At 69.4% G+C, this 19119-nt stretch carries 20 protein-coding genes; 10 read left to right on the forward strand and 10 right to left on the reverse strand.

Annotated elements, in window-relative coordinates:
- Positions 1 to 2 precede the first annotated feature (2 nt).
- Both dnaK and F8M74_RS23450 read left to right on the forward strand, forming a co-directional pair.
- Positions 3 to 1844, forward strand: coding sequence for a molecular chaperone DnaK (gene dnaK / locus F8M74_RS23445; RefSeq protein WP_141256285.1), 1842 nt, complete (start codon positions 3 to 5; stop codon positions 1842 to 1844).
- The gene (locus F8M74_RS23450) at positions 1845 to 2729 is read left to right on the forward strand and encodes a hypothetical protein (protein WP_141256284.1); all 885 of its coding nucleotides are present in this window, start codon (positions 1845 to 1847) and stop codon (positions 2727 to 2729) included.
- A gap of 3 nt (positions 2730 to 2732) precedes the next feature.
- Here the strand turns inward: F8M74_RS23450 and F8M74_RS23455 are convergent, their stop codons facing one another.
- The 5 genes from F8M74_RS23455 to F8M74_RS23475 are packed head-to-tail and all read right to left on the reverse strand — an operon-like array spanning position 2733 to position 5893.
- A complete protein-coding gene (locus F8M74_RS23455) occupies positions 2733 to 3212 on the reverse strand; it encodes a MaoC family dehydratase N-terminal domain-containing protein (protein ID WP_141256283.1) in 480 nt (159 codons plus the stop codon).
- A gap of 5 nt (positions 3213 to 3217) precedes the next feature.
- Positions 3218 to 3613, reverse strand: a complete 396-nt coding sequence (locus tag F8M74_RS23460) for a MaoC/PaaZ C-terminal domain-containing protein (protein ID WP_011553075.1) — start codon at positions 3611 to 3613, stop codon at positions 3218 to 3220.
- Between the two features lie 39 nt (positions 3614 to 3652).
- On the reverse strand, positions 3653 to 4795 hold the full coding sequence (locus tag F8M74_RS23465; RefSeq protein WP_171410356.1) for an SDR family oxidoreductase: 1143 nt from the start codon (positions 4793 to 4795) through the stop codon (positions 3653 to 3655).
- 23 nt (positions 4796 to 4818) lie between these two features.
- On the reverse strand, positions 4819 to 5415 hold the full coding sequence (coaE, locus tag F8M74_RS23470; RefSeq protein WP_141256281.1) for a dephospho-CoA kinase: 597 nt from the start codon (positions 5413 to 5415) through the stop codon (positions 4819 to 4821).
- Between the two features lie 10 nt (positions 5416 to 5425).
- Entirely contained in the window at positions 5426 to 5893 is a 468-nt protein-coding gene (locus F8M74_RS23475; RefSeq protein WP_141256280.1) for a hypothetical protein, read from the reverse strand.
- A 163-nt stretch (positions 5894 to 6056) separates the two neighbouring features.
- Between F8M74_RS23475 and F8M74_RS23480 the strand changes: the two genes are divergently transcribed.
- The 6 genes from F8M74_RS23480 to F8M74_RS38005 all read left to right on the forward strand — a co-directional run bounded on the left by F8M74_RS23480 (position 6057) and on the right by F8M74_RS38005 (position 12236).
- A complete protein-coding gene (locus F8M74_RS23480) occupies positions 6057 to 6497 on the forward strand; it encodes a cytochrome c family protein (RefSeq protein ID WP_225888846.1) in 441 nt (146 codons plus the stop codon).
- A gap of 4 nt (positions 6498 to 6501) precedes the next feature.
- The gene (gene yihA, locus F8M74_RS23485; protein WP_141256279.1) at positions 6502 to 7122 is read left to right on the forward strand and encodes a ribosome biogenesis GTP-binding protein YihA/YsxC; all 621 of its coding nucleotides are present in this window, start codon (positions 6502 to 6504) and stop codon (positions 7120 to 7122) included.
- 35 nt (positions 7123 to 7157) lie between these two features.
- Positions 7158 to 8873 carry a DUF6178 family protein gene (locus F8M74_RS23490; protein WP_141256278.1) on the forward strand — a complete coding sequence of 572 codons (1716 nt, stop codon included), beginning with the start codon at positions 7158 to 7160 and terminating at the stop codon, positions 8871 to 8873.
- 150 nt (positions 8874 to 9023) lie between these two features.
- A complete protein-coding gene (gene exoJ / locus F8M74_RS23495; protein ID WP_141256277.1) occupies positions 9024 to 10304 on the forward strand; it encodes a spore coat polysaccharide polymerase ExoJ in 1281 nt (426 codons plus the stop codon).
- On the forward strand, positions 10294 to 11448 hold the full coding sequence (exoK, locus tag F8M74_RS23500) for a spore coat polysaccharide biosynthesis glycosyltransferase ExoK (RefSeq protein ID WP_141256276.1): 1155 nt from the start codon (positions 10294 to 10296) through the stop codon (positions 11446 to 11448). Before exoJ ends, exoK begins: the two co-directional genes overlap by 11 nt.
- A 101-nt stretch (positions 11449 to 11549) precedes the next feature.
- Positions 11550 to 12236, forward strand: coding sequence for a hypothetical protein (locus F8M74_RS38005; protein ID WP_228560295.1), 687 nt, complete (start codon positions 11550 to 11552; stop codon positions 12234 to 12236).
- A 99-nt stretch (positions 12237 to 12335) separates the two neighbouring features.
- Here the strand turns inward: F8M74_RS38005 and F8M74_RS23510 are convergent, their stop codons facing one another.
- Genes F8M74_RS23510 through F8M74_RS23525 form a run of 4 tightly spaced genes read right to left on the reverse strand, consistent with a single transcriptional unit; the run spans position 12336 to position 16055 of the window.
- Complete coding sequence (locus F8M74_RS23510) at positions 12336 to 13427, reverse strand: quinone-dependent dihydroorotate dehydrogenase (protein ID WP_141256275.1); 1092 nt, start codon at positions 13425 to 13427, stop codon at positions 12336 to 12338.
- 8 nt (positions 13428 to 13435) lie between these two features.
- The gene (locus F8M74_RS23515; protein WP_140790716.1) at positions 13436 to 14431 is read right to left on the reverse strand and encodes an adenosine deaminase; all 996 of its coding nucleotides are present in this window, start codon (positions 14429 to 14431) and stop codon (positions 13436 to 13438) included.
- Between the two features lie 37 nt (positions 14432 to 14468).
- Entirely contained in the window at positions 14469 to 15182 is a 714-nt protein-coding gene (locus tag F8M74_RS23520) for a Smr/MutS family protein (RefSeq protein ID WP_141256274.1), read from the reverse strand.
- 51 nt (positions 15183 to 15233) lie between these two features.
- The gene (locus tag F8M74_RS23525) at positions 15234 to 16055 is read right to left on the reverse strand and encodes a TerB family tellurite resistance protein (RefSeq protein WP_141256273.1); all 822 of its coding nucleotides are present in this window, start codon (positions 16053 to 16055) and stop codon (positions 15234 to 15236) included.
- A gap of 53 nt (positions 16056 to 16108) precedes the next feature.
- Between F8M74_RS23525 and folD the strand changes: the two genes are divergently transcribed.
- Positions 16109 to 16975, forward strand: a complete 867-nt coding sequence (gene folD / locus F8M74_RS23530) for a bifunctional methylenetetrahydrofolate dehydrogenase/methenyltetrahydrofolate cyclohydrolase FolD (RefSeq protein WP_141256292.1) — start codon at positions 16109 to 16111, stop codon at positions 16973 to 16975.
- Here folD and F8M74_RS23535 read toward each other — a convergent pair.
- Positions 16948 to 17757, reverse strand: coding sequence for a class I SAM-dependent methyltransferase (locus F8M74_RS23535; protein WP_141256272.1), 810 nt, complete (start codon positions 17755 to 17757; stop codon positions 16948 to 16950). The genes folD and F8M74_RS23535 overlap by 28 nt on opposite strands.
- Positions 17758 to 17940: 183 nt before the next feature.
- Between F8M74_RS23535 and F8M74_RS23540 the strand changes: the two genes are divergently transcribed.
- Complete coding sequence (locus F8M74_RS23540; RefSeq protein WP_141256271.1) at positions 17941 to 18891, forward strand: ADP-ribosylglycohydrolase family protein; 951 nt, start codon at positions 17941 to 17943, stop codon at positions 18889 to 18891.
- Positions 18892 to 19119: the final 228 nt, after the last annotated feature.

Here is a 19119-nt window from a genome sequence, read left to right on the forward strand (position 1 = left end):
CCATGGCTGAGCCCGAACCCCTCATTGGCATCGACCTGGGAACGACGAACAGCATCGTCGCCACCGTCCAGGACGGCCAGCCCGTCGTCATCAAGAACCGCACGGGCCAGGGGCTCACGCCCTCCGTCGTGGCCATGGCGAAGAATGGCAAGCGGCTGGTGGGCAGCATCGCCAAGCGGCAGGCCATCACCAATCCGCAGGAGACGGTGTACGCGGCCAAGCGGCTCATCGGTCGGAAGTTCTCCTCGCACGAGGTGCAGGACTCGCTGCGCGCGCTGTCCTACGAGGTGGTGGCGGGGCAGCACGACGACTTGCGCATCCGCATGGGCGGCAAGGACCTGTCCGTCCCCGAAATCAGCGCCATGATTCTCCAGGAGCTGAAGGCGGACGCGGAGGCGCACTTCGGCCGGCCCGTCTCCAAGGCCGTCATCACGGTGCCGGCCTACTTCAACGACGCCCAACGCCAGGCCACCAAGGACGCGGGCCGCATCGCCGGGCTGGACGTGCTGCGAATCATCAACGAGCCCACGGCGGCGGCGCTGGCCTACGGCTTCGGCCGCACGGTGAACGGGCGCGTGGCGGTGCTGGACCTGGGTGGCGGCACCTTCGACGTGTCCGTGCTGGATATCTCCCAGGGCGTCTTCGACGTGGTGGGCACCGGCGGTGACACCTATCTGGGCGGTGAGGACTGGGACAACCGCATCATCGAATGGCTCGTCTTCGGCTTCGCGAAGGAGCACGGCATCGACCTGCGCAAGGACCGCATGGCGTTGCAGCGGCTCAAGGACGCGGCGGAGAAGGCCAAGGTGGAGCTGTCCAGCGTGCGCGAGACGGGGCTCAACCTGCCCTTCATCTGCACGCCGCCCGGCGGTGGTGCGGCGCTGCACCTGCAAGCCACGCTGAGCCGCGACAAGCTGGATGACCTGACGTCCGACCTGGCGGAGCGGGTGGTGGGGCTGACCACCGAGGTGCTCGGCGAGGCGGGCGTGCGCGCCTCCGAGCTGAAGGAAGTCATCCTCGTGGGCGGCATGTCGCGCATGCCGAAAATCGTGGAGGCCGTGCGCGGCTACTTCCGCCGCGAGCCCTGCAAGGGCGTCCATCCGGACGAGGTGGTGGCGCTGGGCGCCGCGATTCAGGCCCACGCGCTGGTGCAGCCGGAGCATGAGCTGCTCTTGCTGGACGTGACGCCGCAGAGCCTGGGCGTGGCCATCGCCGGGGGCTCCGTGCGCCGGCTCATCCCCAAGAACACCACGGTGCCCACGTCGGCCACGGAGGTCTTCGCCACGTCGAAGGACTTCCAGCGCGTCGTGAAGATCATGGTGCTCCAGGGCGAGCACGACCTGGCGCACCAGAACGAGCTGCTGGGCGAGTTCGTCCTCACCGGCCTGCGGGAAGCGCCACGGGGCCAGGTGGAGATCGACGTCACGTTCGACATCAACGCGGAGGGCATCGTCTCCGTGCACGCGAAGGACCGGGAGACGGGGCTTCGCCAGTCCATCACCGTCACCGCGTCCAGCGGCCTCACGGAGGAGGAGCTCCAGCGCATCATGGACGAGCAGCGCGGCTACCTCATCGCCGCGCGTGCGTCCGAGGAGCTGAAGACGCGGCGCGTGGAGCTGGACTCGCTGGCGCGCGACGTGGTGGACGCGCTCACGCGGGCGCGGCTGCTGCCGGGCGGAGGAGGCCTGGCGCCGGATGTGATGCCTCGCGCGGAGCAGGTGCTGGAGCACGCGCGCGCGGTCCGTGCGGGCGAGGACGTGGCGGCGCTGGGCCGCGCGTGTGAACTGCTCACGGGATGCCTGGCGCAGCTCAAGGGCCCGGCGCCCGGCGGCACGGGGCGGTAGATGAGCAGCCAGCGCGCGAACCAGCTCATCGAGGCAGGACTGTGGCTGCGCCTCAGTGGCGACGCCCAGGGGGCGCAGCGGCTCTTTGAGCGCGCGCTGGAGCTGGATTCGACCAACACCCGCGCCCGGGAGTACCTGGCGGCCGCCGCGGGCGCGCCTTCGCGGGGCGCGGCGACGCCGTTCGAGCGGCCTCCGGAGTTGGAGCCTTCGCTGGGGCGGCTGGCGCCTACCGACGCGGACCTGCCCGTCTCACCGGCGCTGGAAGGCGACTGGGGCGCATGGGCGGAAGGGCAGGGCGGCCCCTCGGAGGCCGGTGGCAAGTCGCCCCCGGCGCCCGTCGTCCTTCGGGAGGCGCTGGACGGCGCGCCGGCGGACGTGCTGGAGCTGCTGGCGCGTGACGTGGTCATCGAGTTCGACGAGCCCGTCATCCAGACGAAGGGGGACACCGACGAGTACGGCATCCCCGAGGGCCACACCCAGGAGTTTGGCCTGCCCGTGGCGGAGAGCGAGCTGGACCTGCTCCTGCGCGGGGCCGAGGACCTGCTGGAGCTGGATGACCACTCCGGCGCGGTGGACCTGCTCTTCAAGGCGAAGGGGCTGGCGCCATCGGACATCCGCGTGGAGTCGCTGCGCGCGCGCAGTGAGCGGATGCTGATGGCCCGGCTGGAGTCCAAGCTGGGGGACCTGGGCCGGGTGCCCGCGGTGCGCCTCCAGCCGGACGACATCATCTGGCTCAACCTGGACCACCGCGCCGGCTTCGTGCTGGCGCAGATTGACGGCTCGGTGAGCTACGAGGACCTCTTCTCGCTGTCGGGGATGACGCGGCTGGATACCGCGCGCATCCTCGTCCAGCTCATCGATGAAGGCGTCATTTCCGCGGGCTGACGGCTAGCCGCGGATGATGGCCGACCACGTGCCCTTCACCACCAGGGTGCCGTGCTGGTTGCGCGACTCGCTGGTGACGATGACGAAGCCCATGCGGGCGCGCTCGTAGAGGTCCGCGATGCGGCCGGTGGTCGTCATCACATCGCCTGGGCGCATGACGTCCAGGAACTCCAGGTCCTGTTCGCCGTGCACCAGCATCTGCATGTTGATGTTCAACGCGGGGTCCGCGATGGCGGCGCTGAAGGGGCGGATGGCGAAGACGACGGCGAAGCTGGGGAAGGCGATGAGGCCCCCGTGCGGCCCCGCCTTGGCGGCCTGCTCGTCGTAGAGGAGCGGGCTGACGTGCGCGGGAGGCTCGCCCGGCGTTCCGGCGCCCGGCTTCGCGCCGCCGACGGCGAGCGTGAACTCGCGCATCTTCTCCTCGCCCAGGGTGTAGCGGTACGGGCCGTACTCACGGCCGATGAATTGCTTGTCGAGGGCCATGGTCGTTACCCGATGAAGGCTTCGACGACGGCGCCCTTGAGGACGTCCTCGCCGCGCTGGTTGGTGGCGGAGACTTCCGCCGTGAGCCGCCCGTCCTGGACGGCGGTGACGCGACCCTGGAAGGTAATCGTGTCCTCGGGCCGCACCGGGCGCGAGAAGCGCGCCTTCACGCGGCGGACCCGGCCCGGGTCCTCCACGAAGCCGGCAATGGCTTCCACCACCCAGCCCAGGGTGCACAGCCCCTGGAGGATGTTGCCGTTGAGCCCGGCGGCGGAGCCCGCCTCCGGGTCGATGTGGATGGGGTTGTAATCCCCCGAAGCGCCCGCGTAGTAAATCGGCCGGTACCGGTCGCACTCGCGGACGTGCGTGAACGTGTCGCCTGGCTGGTAGGTGCGTGGCATGGGAACCGTGGATCTACCACGGCTGGCCGCCGCGCGTGCTCAGGGACGCTCCGCGTCGGGTGCCGCGCCCTGATCCAACGGGTCGTCCTCATCCGAGCCTTCACGGCGCTTGCGGTACTGGTCCCGCACGTAGGCCACGAGCTGATCCAGATAGGACGACAGGGGAGGGCACCGCACGCCGGTGCCGTCCAGCAGCTCCAGCGTGTTGTGGCAGTTGTAGATGGCCAGGTGGTTGACGTAGCTGATGGCGGCGCGCTGCGGGCGGGCCAGCTTCTCCAGCAGTGGCAGCCGCAGCATGACGTCCGCCGCCCGCGCGGAGAGGTTGAAGCGCGGCAGCTTCTTGTTCGACTTCTCCGCGATGAGCTCGTACACGCGGCGCGCGCTCATCGGGTTGGGGTCCACCAGGTGGAAGGTGTTGCCCTGGGCGCGCGGGTCCTTCGACAGGCGCCACACCGCCTCCACCACGTAGTCCACCGGCACCACGTTCAGCGGCGCCACGCCGTTGCCCGGCAGGGGCAGGGGCACCACCAGCGGCGAGGTGACCAGGAGGATGCCCAGGTAGTAGGGCCCCTCGAAGCGGTCAATCTCCCCCGTGCGGGAGTCCCCCACCACGCTGGAGGGCCGGAAGACGGTGATGGGCAGGGTGGCGCCCGCGCGCTGCACCAGCCGCTCCGCCTGGAACTTTGTCTCCTCGTAGGCGTTGCGGAAGCCCTGGCCCCGGTCCAGTTCGTCCTCGGCGATGACGCCCAGGCGGTCGCCGGACACGTAGCAGGTGGAGAAGTAGTTGAAGCGCGTGAGCTTCCCGCAGTCCCGAGCCAGCTCCAGCATGTTGCGGGTGCCGTCCACGTTCACCCGCCAGGCCGTCTCCTTGGCCACGCCCAGCTGGGCCACCGCCGCCAGGTGGAAGATGTCCGTCACCCGCTCGCACAGGCGCTGGTACTCCTCGCCCGACAGGCCCAGGTGCATGTCCACCACGTCGCCGGTGAGCAGCTCCACCTTGGCGCCCTTCACGCGGGCGGCGTGCTGCTGCGCCTCCTTGAACGACTTGGGCTGCACCAGCGCGTAGATGTGCCCCTTCGGGTCCTCGCGGGCGATGTGCTCCACCAGCCGCTTGCCGATGAATCCCGGGTAGCCGGTGAGGAAGTACGTTCCGGCCGTGGCCTTCTTGCGCGTCTCGCTCATGCGGCGCGCAGCATACCCGGCGCTCAGCCGCGCGCGAGCATGGCGCGCCACATCGCTTCAACCTGGGCGCGGGTGGAGGCCAGGTCCCCACTGTTGTCGATGACCCAGGTGGCATGGGCGCGCTTGTCGTCCAGGGGGAGCTGGGCGGCCAGCCGGGCGTCGGCGGCGTCGGAGTCCAGCCCGTCGCGCGACATCAGCCGGGCCTTCTGTAGCGCGCGGGGCACCCACACCACCGCCACGGCCTCCATCCAGGCGTGCATGCCGCTTTCGATGAGCAGGGGCACGTCGTAGATGACGCGCGCCACGCCCCGTTCCTCCAGCGCCTGGAGCTTGTCCATGAAGGCCTGACGCACCAGCGGGTGGGTGATGTCGTTGAGCGCGGCGCGCTCTGCGGGGTCCCCGAAGACGCGTGCGCCCAGCTTCGCCCTGTCCAGCCGGCCGTCCGAGCCCACCACGCCGGGGAAGCGCGCCGCCACCGCGGCCAGCCCGGGCGTGCCCGGTTCCACCACCTCGCGGGCAATCACGTCCGCGTCCAGCACCTCCGCGCCCAGCTCCCGCAGGACGCGCGTCACGGTGCTCTTGCCGGAGGCGATGCCTCCCGTCAGTCCGAAGACGTGCACGGGCGTGGCCTTACTTCGCGGCCTTCTGCGTGGTGAACGTCAACGACTGAACCGTCTTGCCGTCCTCGTTGAAGAAGATGGCCAGGCCCAGGCGGGGGTAGAGAAAGTAGGTGCGGAAGTCGTCCGTCAGCTTGCGCAGGTAGCAAGGAGTGGCGGGCGCGGCGCCGGAGGGGCAGGAGGGGCCGTAGCTGTTCTCCACCGTCTCCTTGTCGATGATGGGCCCGGGGAACACGTCGATGCGCTCCACCAGCTGCGTGTCCGGATCCACCTTGAACTGGGTCTGGGTGGTGCCCTTGATGGCCTCCTTGGATAGGTAGGCGATGATCTCCTTGCCGTCCTGTTTGACGGTGCGCGAGGGCTCACCGAACTTCTTGATGATTTCGTCGCGCTTCGACACGCCCGGCTCAATGCCCTGCCAGGGCTTGGCGGCGGCGGGGACGGCGAAGGTGAGGACGGCGAGGACGGTCAGGATGCGCATACGGCTCCTCCCTGCTGGAACGGGCGGGCAAGGCTCTAGCAATCCCCTATGCCCGACGGAAGTTTCTGCCGGTCATTCAACCACGAGACGCCTTGCCCCGTCCGGGGGGCTCTGCTACTCCGGCTTCATGCGCGTTCCTGGCATCAGGATACTCTCCCTTCTCGTGCTGGCCGCCGCTGGGGCGGCCGGGGGCGCCGACTTCGTAGGCCCGGACAGCTGCAAGGGCTGCCACCCCGAGGCCTACGACGCCTGGATGCAGTCGAAGCACGCCCGGGCGGAGAGTTCGCTCACCGACCAGCAGAAGAAGGACGGGCGCTGCCTGTCCTGCCACTCGCCGGAGCAGGTCACCCAGGCGACGGTGAATGTCACCTGTGAGACGTGCCACGGCGGAGGGCAGTACTACTCGCCCGAGTACGTGATGAAGGACTCGGAGCTGGCGCGCCTGGTGGGCCTGGTGGACCCCTCTGAGAAGCAGTGCCGCTCCTGCCACGACGCTTCCTCGCCCTCCCTCCGGCCGTTCGACTTCAAGGAGTCGCTCAAGGCCATCGACCACTGGTCCGCCGAGCGCGCCCGCCGCGCCGCGGATCCGTCGGCCAAGAAATGACGTTGTGATCAAGGTCCTCGACGCACGCTTCGTCACCACCGCCGTGGAGCCCAAGGGCTACCCGACGGACCACACGGCGGAGGTGGCCTTCGTCGGCCGCTCCAACGTGGGCAAATCCTCCATGATCAACGCGCTCACCGGCCGCAGGAAGCTGGTGCGCGTGTCCAACACGCCGGGGCGCACCCGGACGTTGAACTTCTTTGACGTGGACCTGGAGCGCGGCGGCGTGCGCCACCAGCTCCGCCTGGCCGACCTGCCGGGCTACGGCTTCGCCAAGGCCAGCAAGGCGGACAAGGCCCAGTGGGAGAAGATGATCACCACCTACCTGGAGAAGCGGCACCGCCTGGAGGCCGTGGTCAGCATCGTGGACGTGGAGGTGGGCCCCACGCCGGACGACCTCACCACGCTCGACTATCTCCAGGCGCACAACCGCCGGGTGCTGGTGGTGGCCACCAAGGTGGACCGGCTCACCAAGGCCAAGCGCAAGCCTCGGCTGGTGGAGCTCTCCAAATTGATGGACCTGCCGCTGGAGGTCATCCTCCCTTTCTCCTCCACGGAGAAGCTGGGCGTGGATGAGGTCTGGGGCGCGCTGCTCGACACCTTCGGCAAGTCCACCCGCGTCTGAGGGCCGCCGGCATCATCCGGTAGCCGCCGCTCCCGGTGGGGTTCTGCTCCCGGGCCGGGGGGCGCTGTGGTAGGGACCGCGCCGTGTCCGAAAACGGCAAGGGAAATGGAAGCGACACGCAGCTGGCTCCCCGGGAGCTGCGTCAGCGGTTGATGAGGCTGTCCCCGCGTCAGCGGGTGGACGCCCTCTTGGATGTCGCGGAGGCCCGCGCGCTGGTGCGCTCGATGCCCGCCGAGGACCTCTACGTCACCATCCAGGAGCTGGGGCTCGCGGATTCGACGGAGCTGGTGCAGCTCGCCTCACCCGGCCAGTTCCGCGCCTTCGTGGACCTGGCCGGCTGGCGGCGGGATGCGCTGGACTCGCACGCCGTCCTCACCTGGCTGCGCGCCGCGCGGGGCGGGGTGGAGGACACGGGGGAGTTCCTGCGCAAGCTGCACACGCTGGACCTGGAAGTGCTCGAAATCCTCCTGCGCGAGTTCATCGAGGTGCACGACCTGGAAGAGAACCCGGACGTCAACCCGCCGGGCGTGACGATGGAGACCCCGGAGGGGCGTTACCTCGTCGAAATCAAGGTGGAGGGCGTGGAGATGTCCGCCGTCCGCTCGCTCCTCAACGACCTCATCGCGGAGAACCCCTTCGAGGCCGTGCGCCTGCTGGAGGCCGCGCGCTGGGAGATTCCCAGTGAGATGGAGGAGACGGCGTACCAGTTCCGCCGCGGCCGGCTCCAGGACATGGGCTTCCCGTCGCTGGAGGAGGCGGTGTCCCTGTTCAGCCGTGTGGACGTGGTGCCCGCGCCCGTGTCCGCCGCGCGTCCAGGGCTGGCGCCCACCACGGGCCATGTGGACTACCTGGAGGCGGCCTTCCGCGGCCTGACGATGGTGGAGGCGGTGAACGCGGAGGACGAACTGCGTGAGGTGGCCAGCGCCGCGCTGGTGGCGGACCTGGCGGACCCGGGGGATTTGGACGCCATCCGCCGCGCGAGCGAGACGGTGCGCGACTACCTGTCCCTGGCGCTCGAACACCTGACGGGCGCGGACCCGGAGCGCGCCACGGACGTGCTGCGCGACACGCCGCTGCGGCGCATCTTCCAGACGGGCTTTTCGCTCACGCTCCAGCTCAAGTTCCGCGCGGACCGGCTGGCCAAGGCGCCGGGCGCCCTGGTCGAGGGTGTGCTGATGGTGCTTCCGGAGGAAGCGGCCGCCATCTCCGCGCTGCGCCAGAAGCGGCCCCGGCGGGCGCTGCGCGTGGAAGGCGCGGAGCCGGTGCCGTTCCGCTCCCGGCGCGAGCTAGCCGCCTCCGAGGCGTTGCTGACCCGCGCGGAGGCCCAGGTGCAGGTGTTCCGCGGGGTGCTGGGCGGCACCGACGGCTCCGCGCGCGAGGTCCTGGCCCGCTTCGGCGTGCCCCTGGAGACGCTGGGCCTGGAGCGCCTCCTGGCCGCGGTGGTGGCCATGGCGGTGCTGGAGGAGCGCGCGGACGCGCGTCCGGTGCCGCTGGGGCGCGTGGTGGAGTTGGGGCAGCGCCTTTTCGAGGGCGCTCCGGAAGCGCCGCGCCTGCGCGCCTCCGCGGTCGAGCGTGCCCAGAAGGGCCTGGAGCCGGTGGTGGCGCCGGAGTCGCATGCGGAGCTGCGCCGTCTGGTGACGCTGACCCTGTCGCGGCTGTTGGAGGAACTGGGCACGCCCTGGCTCCAAGACGGGCGGCTGGAGCCGGTGGCCTCGGCGGTTCTTCCGATGGAGAGCGGCCCCGTCCCGTAGGAATTTCAGTCCGGGGCGGCCCGCACGTCCGGCGAGGCCGCCCCGTTCTAGAAGATTCAGGGCTTTGCCCGACGGGGCCCCTGGCATGTCCTCTGCTTTCGCCCAGGCACGCGTATTGGTGCGCGACGCAACTGCCGGGAGGTGGAGTGAATGGTGCTGGGAGAGCAGGGGCAGCGCCGTGACGTGTGGGCCTTCTATGCGCTGACCGCTTTCGCGGCGGTCATGTACTCGGTACCGGGTGAGTGGATCCCGGCGCTCGCACCGCTGCGCCTCGCGTTGGTGACGTCGGGGCTGGCGGCGGGTCTCATGGTGATGCGCCGGCTGGGGCGGGCGGAGCCGCTGTACGTGGACGGCTCGCGCGGTCTTGCGCTGATCGCCTTCTCCATGCTGGCGGTGGTGTCCGTCGGCTGGTCCGTGAATCCGGAGGTGACGACCGCCACGGGCATCGAGCTGCTGAAGCTGACGGCCATCTACATCACCTTCGTCAACGTCATCACCACCGGCCGCCGGCTGGCGGTGGTGTGCGGGGCCATGGTGCTGGCGTCGGTGGTGACGTCCATTGGCGCCATCAACTGGTACCTGGTGGGCGAGGACCTGGTGGAAGGCTTCCGCGCGCGCTGGGTGGGCGTCTACGCGGACCCGAACCACATGGCCATGAACCTGGCGCTGGTGGTGCCGCTGGCGGTGGCCTTCGTGGCCCGTAAGGGCAGCGGCTGGCTGTGGCGTCTGGCGTGTTTGACGGCGGCCATCCTGGCGGTGGCGGCCATCGTCGTCTCGCACTCGCGCGGCGGCTTCATCGGTCTTTCCGCGGCCATGGCGCTGTGGGCCATCCGCGAGAAGCGCCGCATCCAGGCCATTGTCGTGGGCTCGCTCTTCGTGATGGGCCTGCTCGTCTTCGCGCCGCAGAGCTTCTGGCAGCGCAACGAGACAGTGGCCGAGTTCCACGAGGATGCGTCCGCCATGGGCCGCGTCTACGCGTGGCAGGTGGCCAGCCGCATCAGCCTGGACAAGCCGCTGCTGGGCGTGGGGGCGGGCGGCTTCCGCTACGCGTGGCCCATGTACGCGCCCCCCGAGGCGCGCCGGGCGTATGTGGCCCACAACATCTTCCTGGATGTCATTGGCGAGCTGGGCTGGGTGGGCTTGCTGTTCTTCATGGTGTTCGCGGGTGGTGCCGCGGGCGGCGCCTTCGAGGCGTCGCGGGACAAGGAAGTGGGGTGGCTGGCGCGAGCCTTGTCCGCGTCGGTGGTGGGCTACCTCGTGTGTCACTTGTTCTCCGGCTACATCCTGGCCGCGCACTGCTACGTGCTCTTCGGCCTGGCTGCTGCGGCGCACCGGGTGGCGCGCGCGTCCGAGGCGGCGGACAGGCAACGGGTTCCGGCTCCGGGCGAGCCGGTGGTGGCGACGTGGGAGGGGTCCGGACATGCGGCGTGAGGAGGCGCGGATGGGGCAGGAGCCCCTCCGTCTGGTCCAGTTCACCCGGTCTTTCCACATTGGAGGGACCGAGGTTCAGGTGCTGGAGCTGTTGCGGGGACTGCCCGCCAGCTACCGGTTGCAGGTGTCCGTGCTGGATGATTCGGGGCCGCTGATTGGCGCGGTGTGGAAGCTGGGCCACGCGCCCGCGGCCTTCCCGCTCAAGGGCTCCGTGGTGCAGCCGAACACGGCGTATCAGGTGTACCGCATGGCACGCTGGCTCAAGGCGAACCGCGTGGAGCTGGTGCACGTGCATGACTTCTACTCCACGATGGTGGCCGTGCCGGCGGCGAAGCTCGCGGGTACGAAGGTCATCGTGGGCCGGTTGGACCTGGCGCACTGGCAGGGGCGGGCGCGGCGCGCGGTGCAGTCGCGGCTGTGCGGCATGGCGGACCATGTGATTGGCAACGCGGAGGCCATCCGCCACCAGCTCATCACCGAGGAGGGCCTGCTGGCCTCGCGCGTGTCCGTCATCCACAACGGCCTGGACTTGCCGCGCTTCGAGTCCCGCAGGCGCGAAGGGCTGCGCGGGCCGCTCCCCGACACGGGGGCCGCGCCGGTGGTGGTCCACGTGGCCAACATGAATCATCCGGTGAAGCGGCAGGAGGACCTGCTGCTCGCGCTGGCCCAGCTGCGCCATGCCGGTAGCACGCTGCACGCCTTCCTGGTGGGAGACGGTCCGCGCCGGCCGGGCCTGGAGAAGCTGGCCGGTGAGCTGGGTGTGTCCGATACCGTGCACTTCCTACGGCACCGCACGGACGTGCCCGCCATCTACGCCAGGGCGACCTTCGGCGTCCTCTGCTCCAACGCGGAGGGCATGTCCAACGCGGTGATGGAGGGCATGGCCGCAGGGCTTCCCATGGTGGTGACGCGCGTGGGTGGCAACACCGACCTGGTTCGCGATGGCGAACGCGGCCTCGTGGTGGACCCCGAGCGTCCCGCTCAGTTGGCCCAGGCCTTCCGTCAGCTTCTCGCGAATCCCGAGAAGGCGAGAAGCATGGGGCATACGGCGCGGGACTTCGTGGCGCGCGAGCTCTCCCTGGAGAAGATGGTCCGGCGCCATGACGCGCTGTATCAGCGGATTGCCCGGGGCGCGGACGCCTGAGGCATGTCAGAGCGGTGTGGATACTGCGTCTCCACCGGGCGCAATGAGGGCGGGGCCGGGGCGTAGGGAAGGGTGTATCCCACCCCTTCCGGAGCCCGCACATGGTCCTGCCCTTGCTGCTCATCCTCGCCGCCGCGCCGTCCACCCAGACGTGGACGTTCAACACGGACGGTACGCCTGAAGTTCACATCGGCAATGTTGATGGCGCGGTGCGCGTAGATGCGGTAGACGGGAATGACGTGGTAATCACGGTTGTTTGGGAAGGCGCGGAGAGTTCCCGGAACGAAGTGGGCGTGGAAGTCGTCCAAGAAAAGGGTGTCATCCGGGCGCGGGTTTGTTGCGGTCCGTGTGAACAAGAAACGCGGTCCTGCCGTCGGAGCGGGCCCGCGGTGAGATTCACTGCGAAGGTGCCACGGCGGGCGCGTTTGGATTTGGCGACGGTGGGCGGTCCGGTGACGGTGGCGGGCGTGACGGGGCGGCAGTCGCTGGCGACAGTCAATGGCCGTGTGGAAGTGAACGGTTCGGAGGAGCGGTTGGATGTCAGCACGGTGAACGGCACCGTGGCATTGGCACCGCGGAAGGTCGTGGCTACTTCTGTGTCCTCGGTGGGCGGGGATGTCCGGCTGAAGCCGCCGGCCCAGGCGGATGTGAGATTGGAATTCAATACTGTCGGTGGTCGTTTCAACGACAGTCCCGCGAGGTTGGGCGGCCGCGAGCAGACGTATGGCTCTGGCACCCATGCGGTGGATGTCAGCACGGTCGGCGGCTCGCTCACCGTGCAGCAATAGCTTTCGAGGCCCGTCAAGCACTGGGCCCGGGGCGCTCGCCGGTGAAACTCCAAGGCGCCGGCGAGCGCTCATTTTTTGTCCGCGAATTGATGCGATGCGTCAGTTGGATGCGCCCGGCTTCCGGTGCTCGGCGCCGATGACGTCGCGGACCTGCTTGTAGCCGTCGCGGGCGAGCAGGGTGGCCAGGGCGGGGAGGATGTTTCCCACCATGCCCGGGCCCTCGTAGATGAAGCCCGTGTACACCTGCACCACCGACGCGCCCGCGCGCAGCTTTTCGTAGACGTCCTGGGCGGTGAAGACGCCCCCCACGCCGATGATGGGCAGCGCGCCCCCGCTGCGCAGCCAGGCGCGGCGGATGACGGCGTTGGCGGGCTCACGGACGGGCGCGCCGGACAGGCCGCCGGCCTCCTTCGCCAGGGGATGCTCGAAGGGCCGGGCCACGGTGGTGTTGGTGGCGATGAGGCCGGCGAGCTTCTGGGCCCGCGCGACATCCACCACCTCGTCCACGGCCTCGGGGGACAGATCCGGGGCAATCTTGAGGAACAGCGGCTTGCCCGGGGCCACGGTGGCCAGGCGCTCCTGCACCGCCCCCAGGAGCTGTCCCAGCTGCTCGGGCTCCTGGAGCTTGCGCAGGCCCGGCGTGTTGGGGGACGAGGCGTTGACCACCACGTAGTCGCCCAGGGGCGCCAGCGCGTCCACGCAGGCCACGTAGTCATCCACCGCCTGCTCCAGCGGCGTGTCCTTGTTCTTGCCGATGTTCACCCCCAGCGGGCCCGGACGCCACGTCTGCATTCTCAGCCGCGCGGCGGCCTGGGTCGCGCCGTGGTTGTTGAAGCCCATGCGGTTGATGACCGCGCGGTGCTCCGGCAGGCGGAACAGGCGAGGGCTGGGGTTGCCGGGCTGGGGCCTTGGCGTGAGGGTGCCAATCTCCACCGCGGAGAAGCCGCAGGCGAAGAGGCCGTCCACCGCCTCCGCGTCCTTGTCCAGGCCGGCGGCCAGCGCCACGGGGTGGGCGAAGCGCAGGCCGGCCACCTCGACGGCCAGGCCGGGCGGGGCGCCCTCCAGGGCCTTCTCGCGCAGGGACTCGCACAAGTCCCGTGAGCGGCCCAGGTAGTGGAGCCCCGCCATGCCGAGCCGGTGCGCGCGCTCCGCGGAGAGCTGGAAGAGGAGCGAGCGGGTGAGTCCGTACATGGCGTGGCTCAAGCAGGGATGAACGAGGCCTCACGGGCCCAGGCGAGCGTCTGATCCACCTGCTCGGGCGTGAGGATGCCGTTCTGTTCGATGATGTCGATCTCCCGCCGCATGTCCGTCTCCAGCAGGTAGGGGCCGTCGGTGTTGATGGTGAACTTCACCTTGCGGTCCCAGAAGGTGCGGACGATGTGGCGCAGCTCCTCCACGCCCTCCACGGCCTTGGTGTGCAGGTTGGACGTGGGGCACAGCTCCAGGACGATGTCGCGCTCGCGCAGCACCTTCATCGCGTGCTCGTCGTAGGCGGCGCGGATGCCGTGGCCGATGCGGTGCGGCTGGAGCTTCTCCACCACGGCCATGACACCCTCGGCGCCGGTGCCGCGCGTCTCGCCGGTGTGCACCGTGCACTTGAGCCCGGCGCGGCGCGCCCGCGAGAAGAGCTCTTCGTACTGGGTGACGACCTCCGGCTTCAGCTCCATGGCGTTCGTCTCCGTGCCGGCCAGGTCGATGCCGTACACGCCTCGCGTGCGGTACTTGATGGCCTTGTCCACGATGATGCTGTTGAGCCGGTGGTCGAACTCGCGGGCCAGGCAGAAGATGAGGCCCATCTTCACGCCGTACTCCAGCACCGCGCGGTCCATGCCGCGCAGCGCGGCGTGGATGATGTGGTCCAGGTCCAGCTCGGAGTTCAGGTTGCGCTTCATCGGGTTGAAGCGCAGCTCCATCTGCGTCACGCGGCTGCCGCGGTACTCCTTGCCGATGACCTCGTAGACGGAGCGCTCAATCGCGCTGGGGGACGACTGGATCTTCTCCGTCCAGGTGTGGAGGATTTTCAGGTAGTCGTCCAGGCTTCCCACCTTGCCCGGACGGGAGGTGATGAGCTCCACGAAGTCGAAGTAGTTCTTCACCGGGAGCTTGAAGCCCTGCTGGTGGGCGATGGACCAGAGGATGTGGGGCGCCACAGCGCCACCCACGTGGATATGCAGGTCGATCAGATCGCGTGCCATGGCGGCATGTATGCACAGTGCCGGGCTCGCGTAAAGACTACCGCCGGAGCAGCACGTACACCGCGCCGGTGCCTCCGTCCTGAGGCCGTGCGGTAGCGAACGCCAGCACCATCCGGCCAATCCGCTTCTCGGACAGCCATCCCTTGAGCCGCTCCTTCAGCACGGGAATCTGGTCCTTGGAGTTCAAACCGCGACCGTGCACGACGAGCACGCAGCGCTTCTTCGCGCGGCGGCTGTCACCCAGGAAACGCTCCAGCGCGTCGCGCGCCTCGTTCTGCGTCTTCCCGTGCAGGTCCAGCTGTCCCTGGATGGCGAAGTCGCCCCGGCGCAGCGCGCGCAGCAGGTTCCGGTCGATGCCGGGGCCCGCGCCTTCGATGCACTCATCCGTGCCGGTGAAGTCGAAGTCGCCCTGGCCGGCGACCAGCTCGGAGAGCTGCGCGAGCGCCTCCGCGTTTTCATCGATGATGGCCGGCAGGCGCGGGTTGGGCGCGGGCGCTTCGCCCCGGTTGGTGAGCTGCTGCACGCCGTCCATGGCGGAGAAGAAGAGGGAGGCATCGTCCTCCTCGCGGACCTTGGGCGCCTTCGTGGCCCGGGGCGGGGGCGCCGCGACCTTGCGCTTCACGACCTCCGCCGCGGCCTTCTCCTGCGCCTCCTTCTTCTCCTGCTCCTTCATCACCTGGATGGCGGACTTGAAGGGGTTGTTGCTGAAAGCCGCTTCCTTCTTCTTGGGGCCGTTGCGCTGCTGACTCATGGCGGAAAGTGCGTCCTCGTCGTGGGCGACTGTGAGGGATGTAACCCGGCGCTACAGCCCGCGCAGGCGCCGAATCTCTTCGTAGGCGTCGCGGACCTGCTGGAAGCGGCGGGCGGCCTGCTCGGCGGCCTGACGGCCGAGGTGGGCGGATTTGTCGGGGTGGTGCTCCGCGGCGAGCTGCCGGAAGGCTCGCTTCACCTCGACGTCGGTGGCGTCCGGCGTCAGGCCCAGCGCGGCGTAGTGTTCATCCCCGGCGCCCAGGTGCAGGGCGATGATGGCCTGCTCGTCCGCCTCGGAGATGCCCAGGCCCTCGGCGACGCGGCGCAGGACCTCCCGTTCGGAGCGCTGCATTCCTCCGTCTGCCAGCGCCAGCTCGTAGAGCGTGTCCAGCAGTCGGTGCCGCTCGGCCGAGGGGAGCTGGGCATGGCAGGCGCTGACGGCCGCGTCCAGGTCGGGCGGGTGGGCCAGGAAGACCTTGAGGTGGCTCCGGACGACCTCCAGGGCCTCGGGTCCGTAGCCCAGGGTCGTCTGGAAGTAGCGCCGCACCACGCGCACCTCGTCGCGGCGGACCTCGCCATCCGCGTGGGCCACCTCGACGAACACTGCGCACAAGTCACTGGCGAACTGCTCGTAGGGCTCCTCCTCGCGAGGCACGAGCGCCGCCTCCGACGTGGCGTCATGGGCGGAGGCGTAGGGGGCGTGGGAGAAGCCGGACAACGCCTCCGGGTCTTCGGGCGGTAGGGCGTTCTGGGCGTCGTAGTAGCGCCCCGCGAAGCCGCCCGCGATGAGCAGCAGGACAATGGCCCAGGGGCTGCCCACGAGCAGCCCCGCCATCAACCCCAGCATTGCTCCCAGAACTGTTCCTGCGCCCATGGCCGACGTTCCGCTCCCTTTCCGGCGGGGGAGTTTCGCATAGAGTGGCATGGGTGAACGCCCAGTTGATTGATGGCAAGGCAGTTGCGGCGCGCGTGCGAGCGGAGGTCAAGGCGGAGGTCGACCGGCTCAAGTACGAGCATGGCCTGACGCCGGGGCTGGCCGTGGTGCGCGTGGGGGAGGACCCCGCCTCCAAGGTCTACGTCAATGGGAAGAAGAAGGCCGCGGAGGAGGTGGGCTTCCGCTCCTGGGAGCTCCACCCGGACGAGGGCATCTCCCAGGCGGCGCTGCTGGAGGTCATCCACCAGCTCAACGCGGACCCGGCGGTGCACGGCATCTTGGTCCAGCTGCCGTTGCCCAAGCACATCGACCCGGACGTCATCATCTCCGCCGTGAAGCCGGAGAAGGACGTGGACGGCTTCCACCCGCTCAACGCCGGCAACCTGCTGCTGGGCCGGTCCACCACCCGGGCGTGCACGCCCTACGGGGTGATGCGGCTGCTGGAGGAGATTGGCTGCGACCCCGCGGGCAAGCGGGCGGTGGTGGTGGGGCGCAGCAACATCGTGGGCAAGCCCATGGCGCTGATGCTGCTCCAGAAGAACGCCACGGTGACCATCTGCCACAGCAAGAGCGACCTGCGCCGTGAAGTGGAGGGCGCGGACATCCTGGTGGTGGCGGTGGGGGGGGCCGAGTTGGTGAAGGGCGCGTGGATCAAGCCCGGCGCGGTGGTGATTGACGTGGGGATGAATCGCAAGCCGGACGGCAAGCTCGTGGGCGACGTGGAGTTCGCGGCCGCCGCCGAGCGCGCGTCGTTCATCACCCCCGTGCCCGGTGGCGTGGGGCCCATGACCATCGCCATGCTGATGCGCAACACGCTCGACGCGGCCGTCCGCTACGGCCTGGTGCCTGTCGTCAGGTAGGCCGTGAGGGTGACGCGCTGGGGCCCCGGTCCCAGCTCCGCCTGCGCGTGCTCGTGCATGGACCAGAGCAGCGGCTCCCACTGCGCGCCCAGCGCCCTGCGTGCCAGCACGACGGGCGCGCTGGAGCGGGTGGTGGCATCCACCATGGCCGCCGTGGACGGGTAGTCGATGGAGCCTTCCACTTCGTTCACCGTGACGTGGGTGAAGCCCGCGCTGGACATCTCCCGCTGACAGGTGTCGGGGTCGCACAGAGGGATGGTGCCCGGCTGCGATGGCTTCGCGCCCATCTGCTCCCAGAGGCGCGTGTACACGGCGCGCAGCTCTTTCGAGCGTTCGAAGGGCGTCCAACTGGACACGACGGCCCGGCCGCCCGGCTTCAGTACCCGGTGAAGCTCCTGGAAGCCACGTGCCCGGTCCGGGAAGAACATCAGGCCGAACATGGAGAAGGCGGCGTCGAACGCGTTCGCCTCGAAGGGCAGCGCCATGCCGTCACCCTCCAGGATGTCGATGTCGAGCTTCGCCTCCGCGGTCCGGGCGCGCAGGGCGGCGATCATCTCCGGAGAGAAATCCACAGCTGTGACGCGGGCGCCGTCGCGCGCGGCGAGCAGCGCGAGCGTGCCCGGCCCCGTGGCGACGTCCACGACACGCGTCCCTTGCGCCACGCCGGCCCGGAGCAGGGCATCCCTGGAGAACGTCTCGAAGGTGGGCATCAGCTCGCGCACGTACTCCGGCGCCACCAGGTTCCAGGCCTCGGGTTGGGCAAGGGGCGATACGGCGGACATGAGGGCTCCTGGACGTGGGGGCTCGGCATGGCCCGGTTCGCGTGGAAGCCTGCATGGTGGGGCCTGATGGCGCAATTTTGTTGCGACAGCCATGGCCGCCAGCGTTCAGCGGCGTGCGTCCGCTGTACGCGCGCTCGGGCGTTGTCCTAGCGTGTTTGGCCTCACCGTGGGGGAGGCAACACCATGCCGAGTCGCGAGGAGCAGATCGCCGGGGGAATCTACGGATTGCTGGTGGGGGACGCCTTGGGCGTGCCCTACGAGTTCCACGCACCCGCGCGGATTCCACCGCCCGAGGACATCGACTTCCAGCCGCCCGAGGGCTTCCAGCGCGCGCATGACGGGGTTCCGCCGGGGACCTGGTCCGACGATGGCGCGCATGCGCTGTGCCTGCTGGACTCGTTGCTCTTCCATGGGCGATTGGACCCGGAAGACCTGGGCCGCCGCCTGGTGAACTGGCTGGAGTGGGGCTACCTCGCGGTGGATGGCCAGGTGTTCGACGTGGGCATCCAGACTCGCACGGCCCTGGCCATGGTCCACGCAGGGACGCCCGCGCTGATGGCCGGCCCCAAGGGCGAACGGGACAACGGCAATGGCTCGTTGATGCGCGTGCTGCCATTGGCGCTCTGGCATTCAGGCAATGACGCGAAGCTCGCCTCGGACGCGATGACTCAGTCTCGCGTCACGCATGGACACATGCGCTCCCAGGTGTGCTGTGCGCTGTATTGCTTGTGGGCCCGCCGCATCCTTCAGGGCGCGCGTGCTTCGGATGCATGGACGGACGCGGTGGAGACGTTTCGCAAACTGTATCCCGAAGGCTTCGAGGCTCGCACCGAACTGGACACGCATGTCCTGCCGCCGGGCTGGGAGGAGATTCGAGGCACGGGCACGGGCTACGTGGTGGATTGCCTCCGCTCCGCGTACCAGTGCGTGGTCGAGCACGACACCTACGCGCAGGTGGTGAAGGCCGCGGTGCGCCTGGGCCGGGATACCGACACCACCGCGGCGGTGGCGGGAGGTATCGCCGGGCTCATCCACGGCGTGAATGGCATCCCCGCGCGTTGGCGTGAGTCGTTGCGCGGGGGCGAGTTGTTACATCCCATGTTGCAGAGGCTGCTCAAGTGCGCCGTGAGTTGAGTTTGACCCGGCGTCGCCCCTGAGCGAGCCCGCGCGATTCGCGAGTGTCGTGCCGGGCAGCTACCAGGTCTGTGTGAGCGCCGCGCCGACCTCGGGGACTCAGGGGATAGGCACTGGCACCCCCACGCCCGCCCAGTGTCAGCCTGTGCACGGGTCGCTGGCCCCTCCGGAGCAACTGGTGATGGTTACCATGCCCACCCCCTGACACATGCCACGGTTGTTCGACGC

The sequence above is a fragment of the Myxococcus sp. CA023 genome (assembly GCF_010998615.1).
Taxonomy (GTDB): domain Bacteria; phylum Myxococcota; class Myxococcia; order Myxococcales; family Myxococcaceae; genus Myxococcus.

Coding starts and splice junctions, on each gene's coding strand:
- dnaK (WP_141256285.1), top strand. CDS start 3: ATGGCTGAGCCCGAACCCCTCATTGGCATCGACCTGGGAACGACGAAC.
- F8M74_RS23450 (WP_141256284.1), top strand. CDS start 1,845: ATGAGCAGCCAGCGCGCGAACCAGCTCATCGAGGCAGGACTGTGGCTG.
- F8M74_RS23455 (WP_141256283.1), bottom strand. CDS start 3,212: ATGGCCCTCGACAAGCAATTCATCGGCCGTGAGTACGGCCCGTACCGC.
- F8M74_RS23460 (WP_011553075.1), bottom strand. CDS start 3,613: ATGCCACGCACCTACCAGCCAGGCGACACGTTCACGCACGTCCGCGAG.
- F8M74_RS23465 (WP_171410356.1), bottom strand. CDS start 4,795: ATGAGCGAGACGCGCAAGAAGGCCACGGCCGGAACGTACTTCCTCACC.
- F8M74_RS23475 (WP_141256280.1), bottom strand. CDS start 5,893: ATGCGCATCCTGACCGTCCTCGCCGTCCTCACCTTCGCCGTCCCCGCC.
- exoJ (WP_141256277.1), top strand. CDS start 9,024: ATGGTGCTGGGAGAGCAGGGGCAGCGCCGTGACGTGTGGGCCTTCTAT.
- exoK (WP_141256276.1), top strand. CDS start 10,294: ATGCGGCGTGAGGAGGCGCGGATGGGGCAGGAGCCCCTCCGTCTGGTC.
- F8M74_RS38005 (WP_228560295.1), top strand. CDS start 11,550: ATGGTCCTGCCCTTGCTGCTCATCCTCGCCGCCGCGCCGTCCACCCAG.
- F8M74_RS23510 (WP_141256275.1), bottom strand. CDS start 13,427: ATGTACGGACTCACCCGCTCGCTCCTCTTCCAGCTCTCCGCGGAGCGC.
- F8M74_RS23515 (WP_140790716.1), bottom strand. CDS start 14,431: ATGGCACGCGATCTGATCGACCTGCATATCCACGTGGGTGGCGCTGTG.
- F8M74_RS23520 (WP_141256274.1), bottom strand. CDS start 15,182: ATGAGTCAGCAGCGCAACGGCCCCAAGAAGAAGGAAGCGGCTTTCAGC.
- F8M74_RS23525 (WP_141256273.1), bottom strand. CDS start 16,055: ATGGGCGCAGGAACAGTTCTGGGAGCAATGCTGGGGTTGATGGCGGGG.
- F8M74_RS23535 (WP_141256272.1), bottom strand. CDS start 17,757: ATGTCCGCCGTATCGCCCCTTGCCCAACCCGAGGCCTGGAACCTGGTG.
- F8M74_RS23540 (WP_141256271.1), top strand. CDS start 17,941: ATGCCGAGTCGCGAGGAGCAGATCGCCGGGGGAATCTACGGATTGCTG.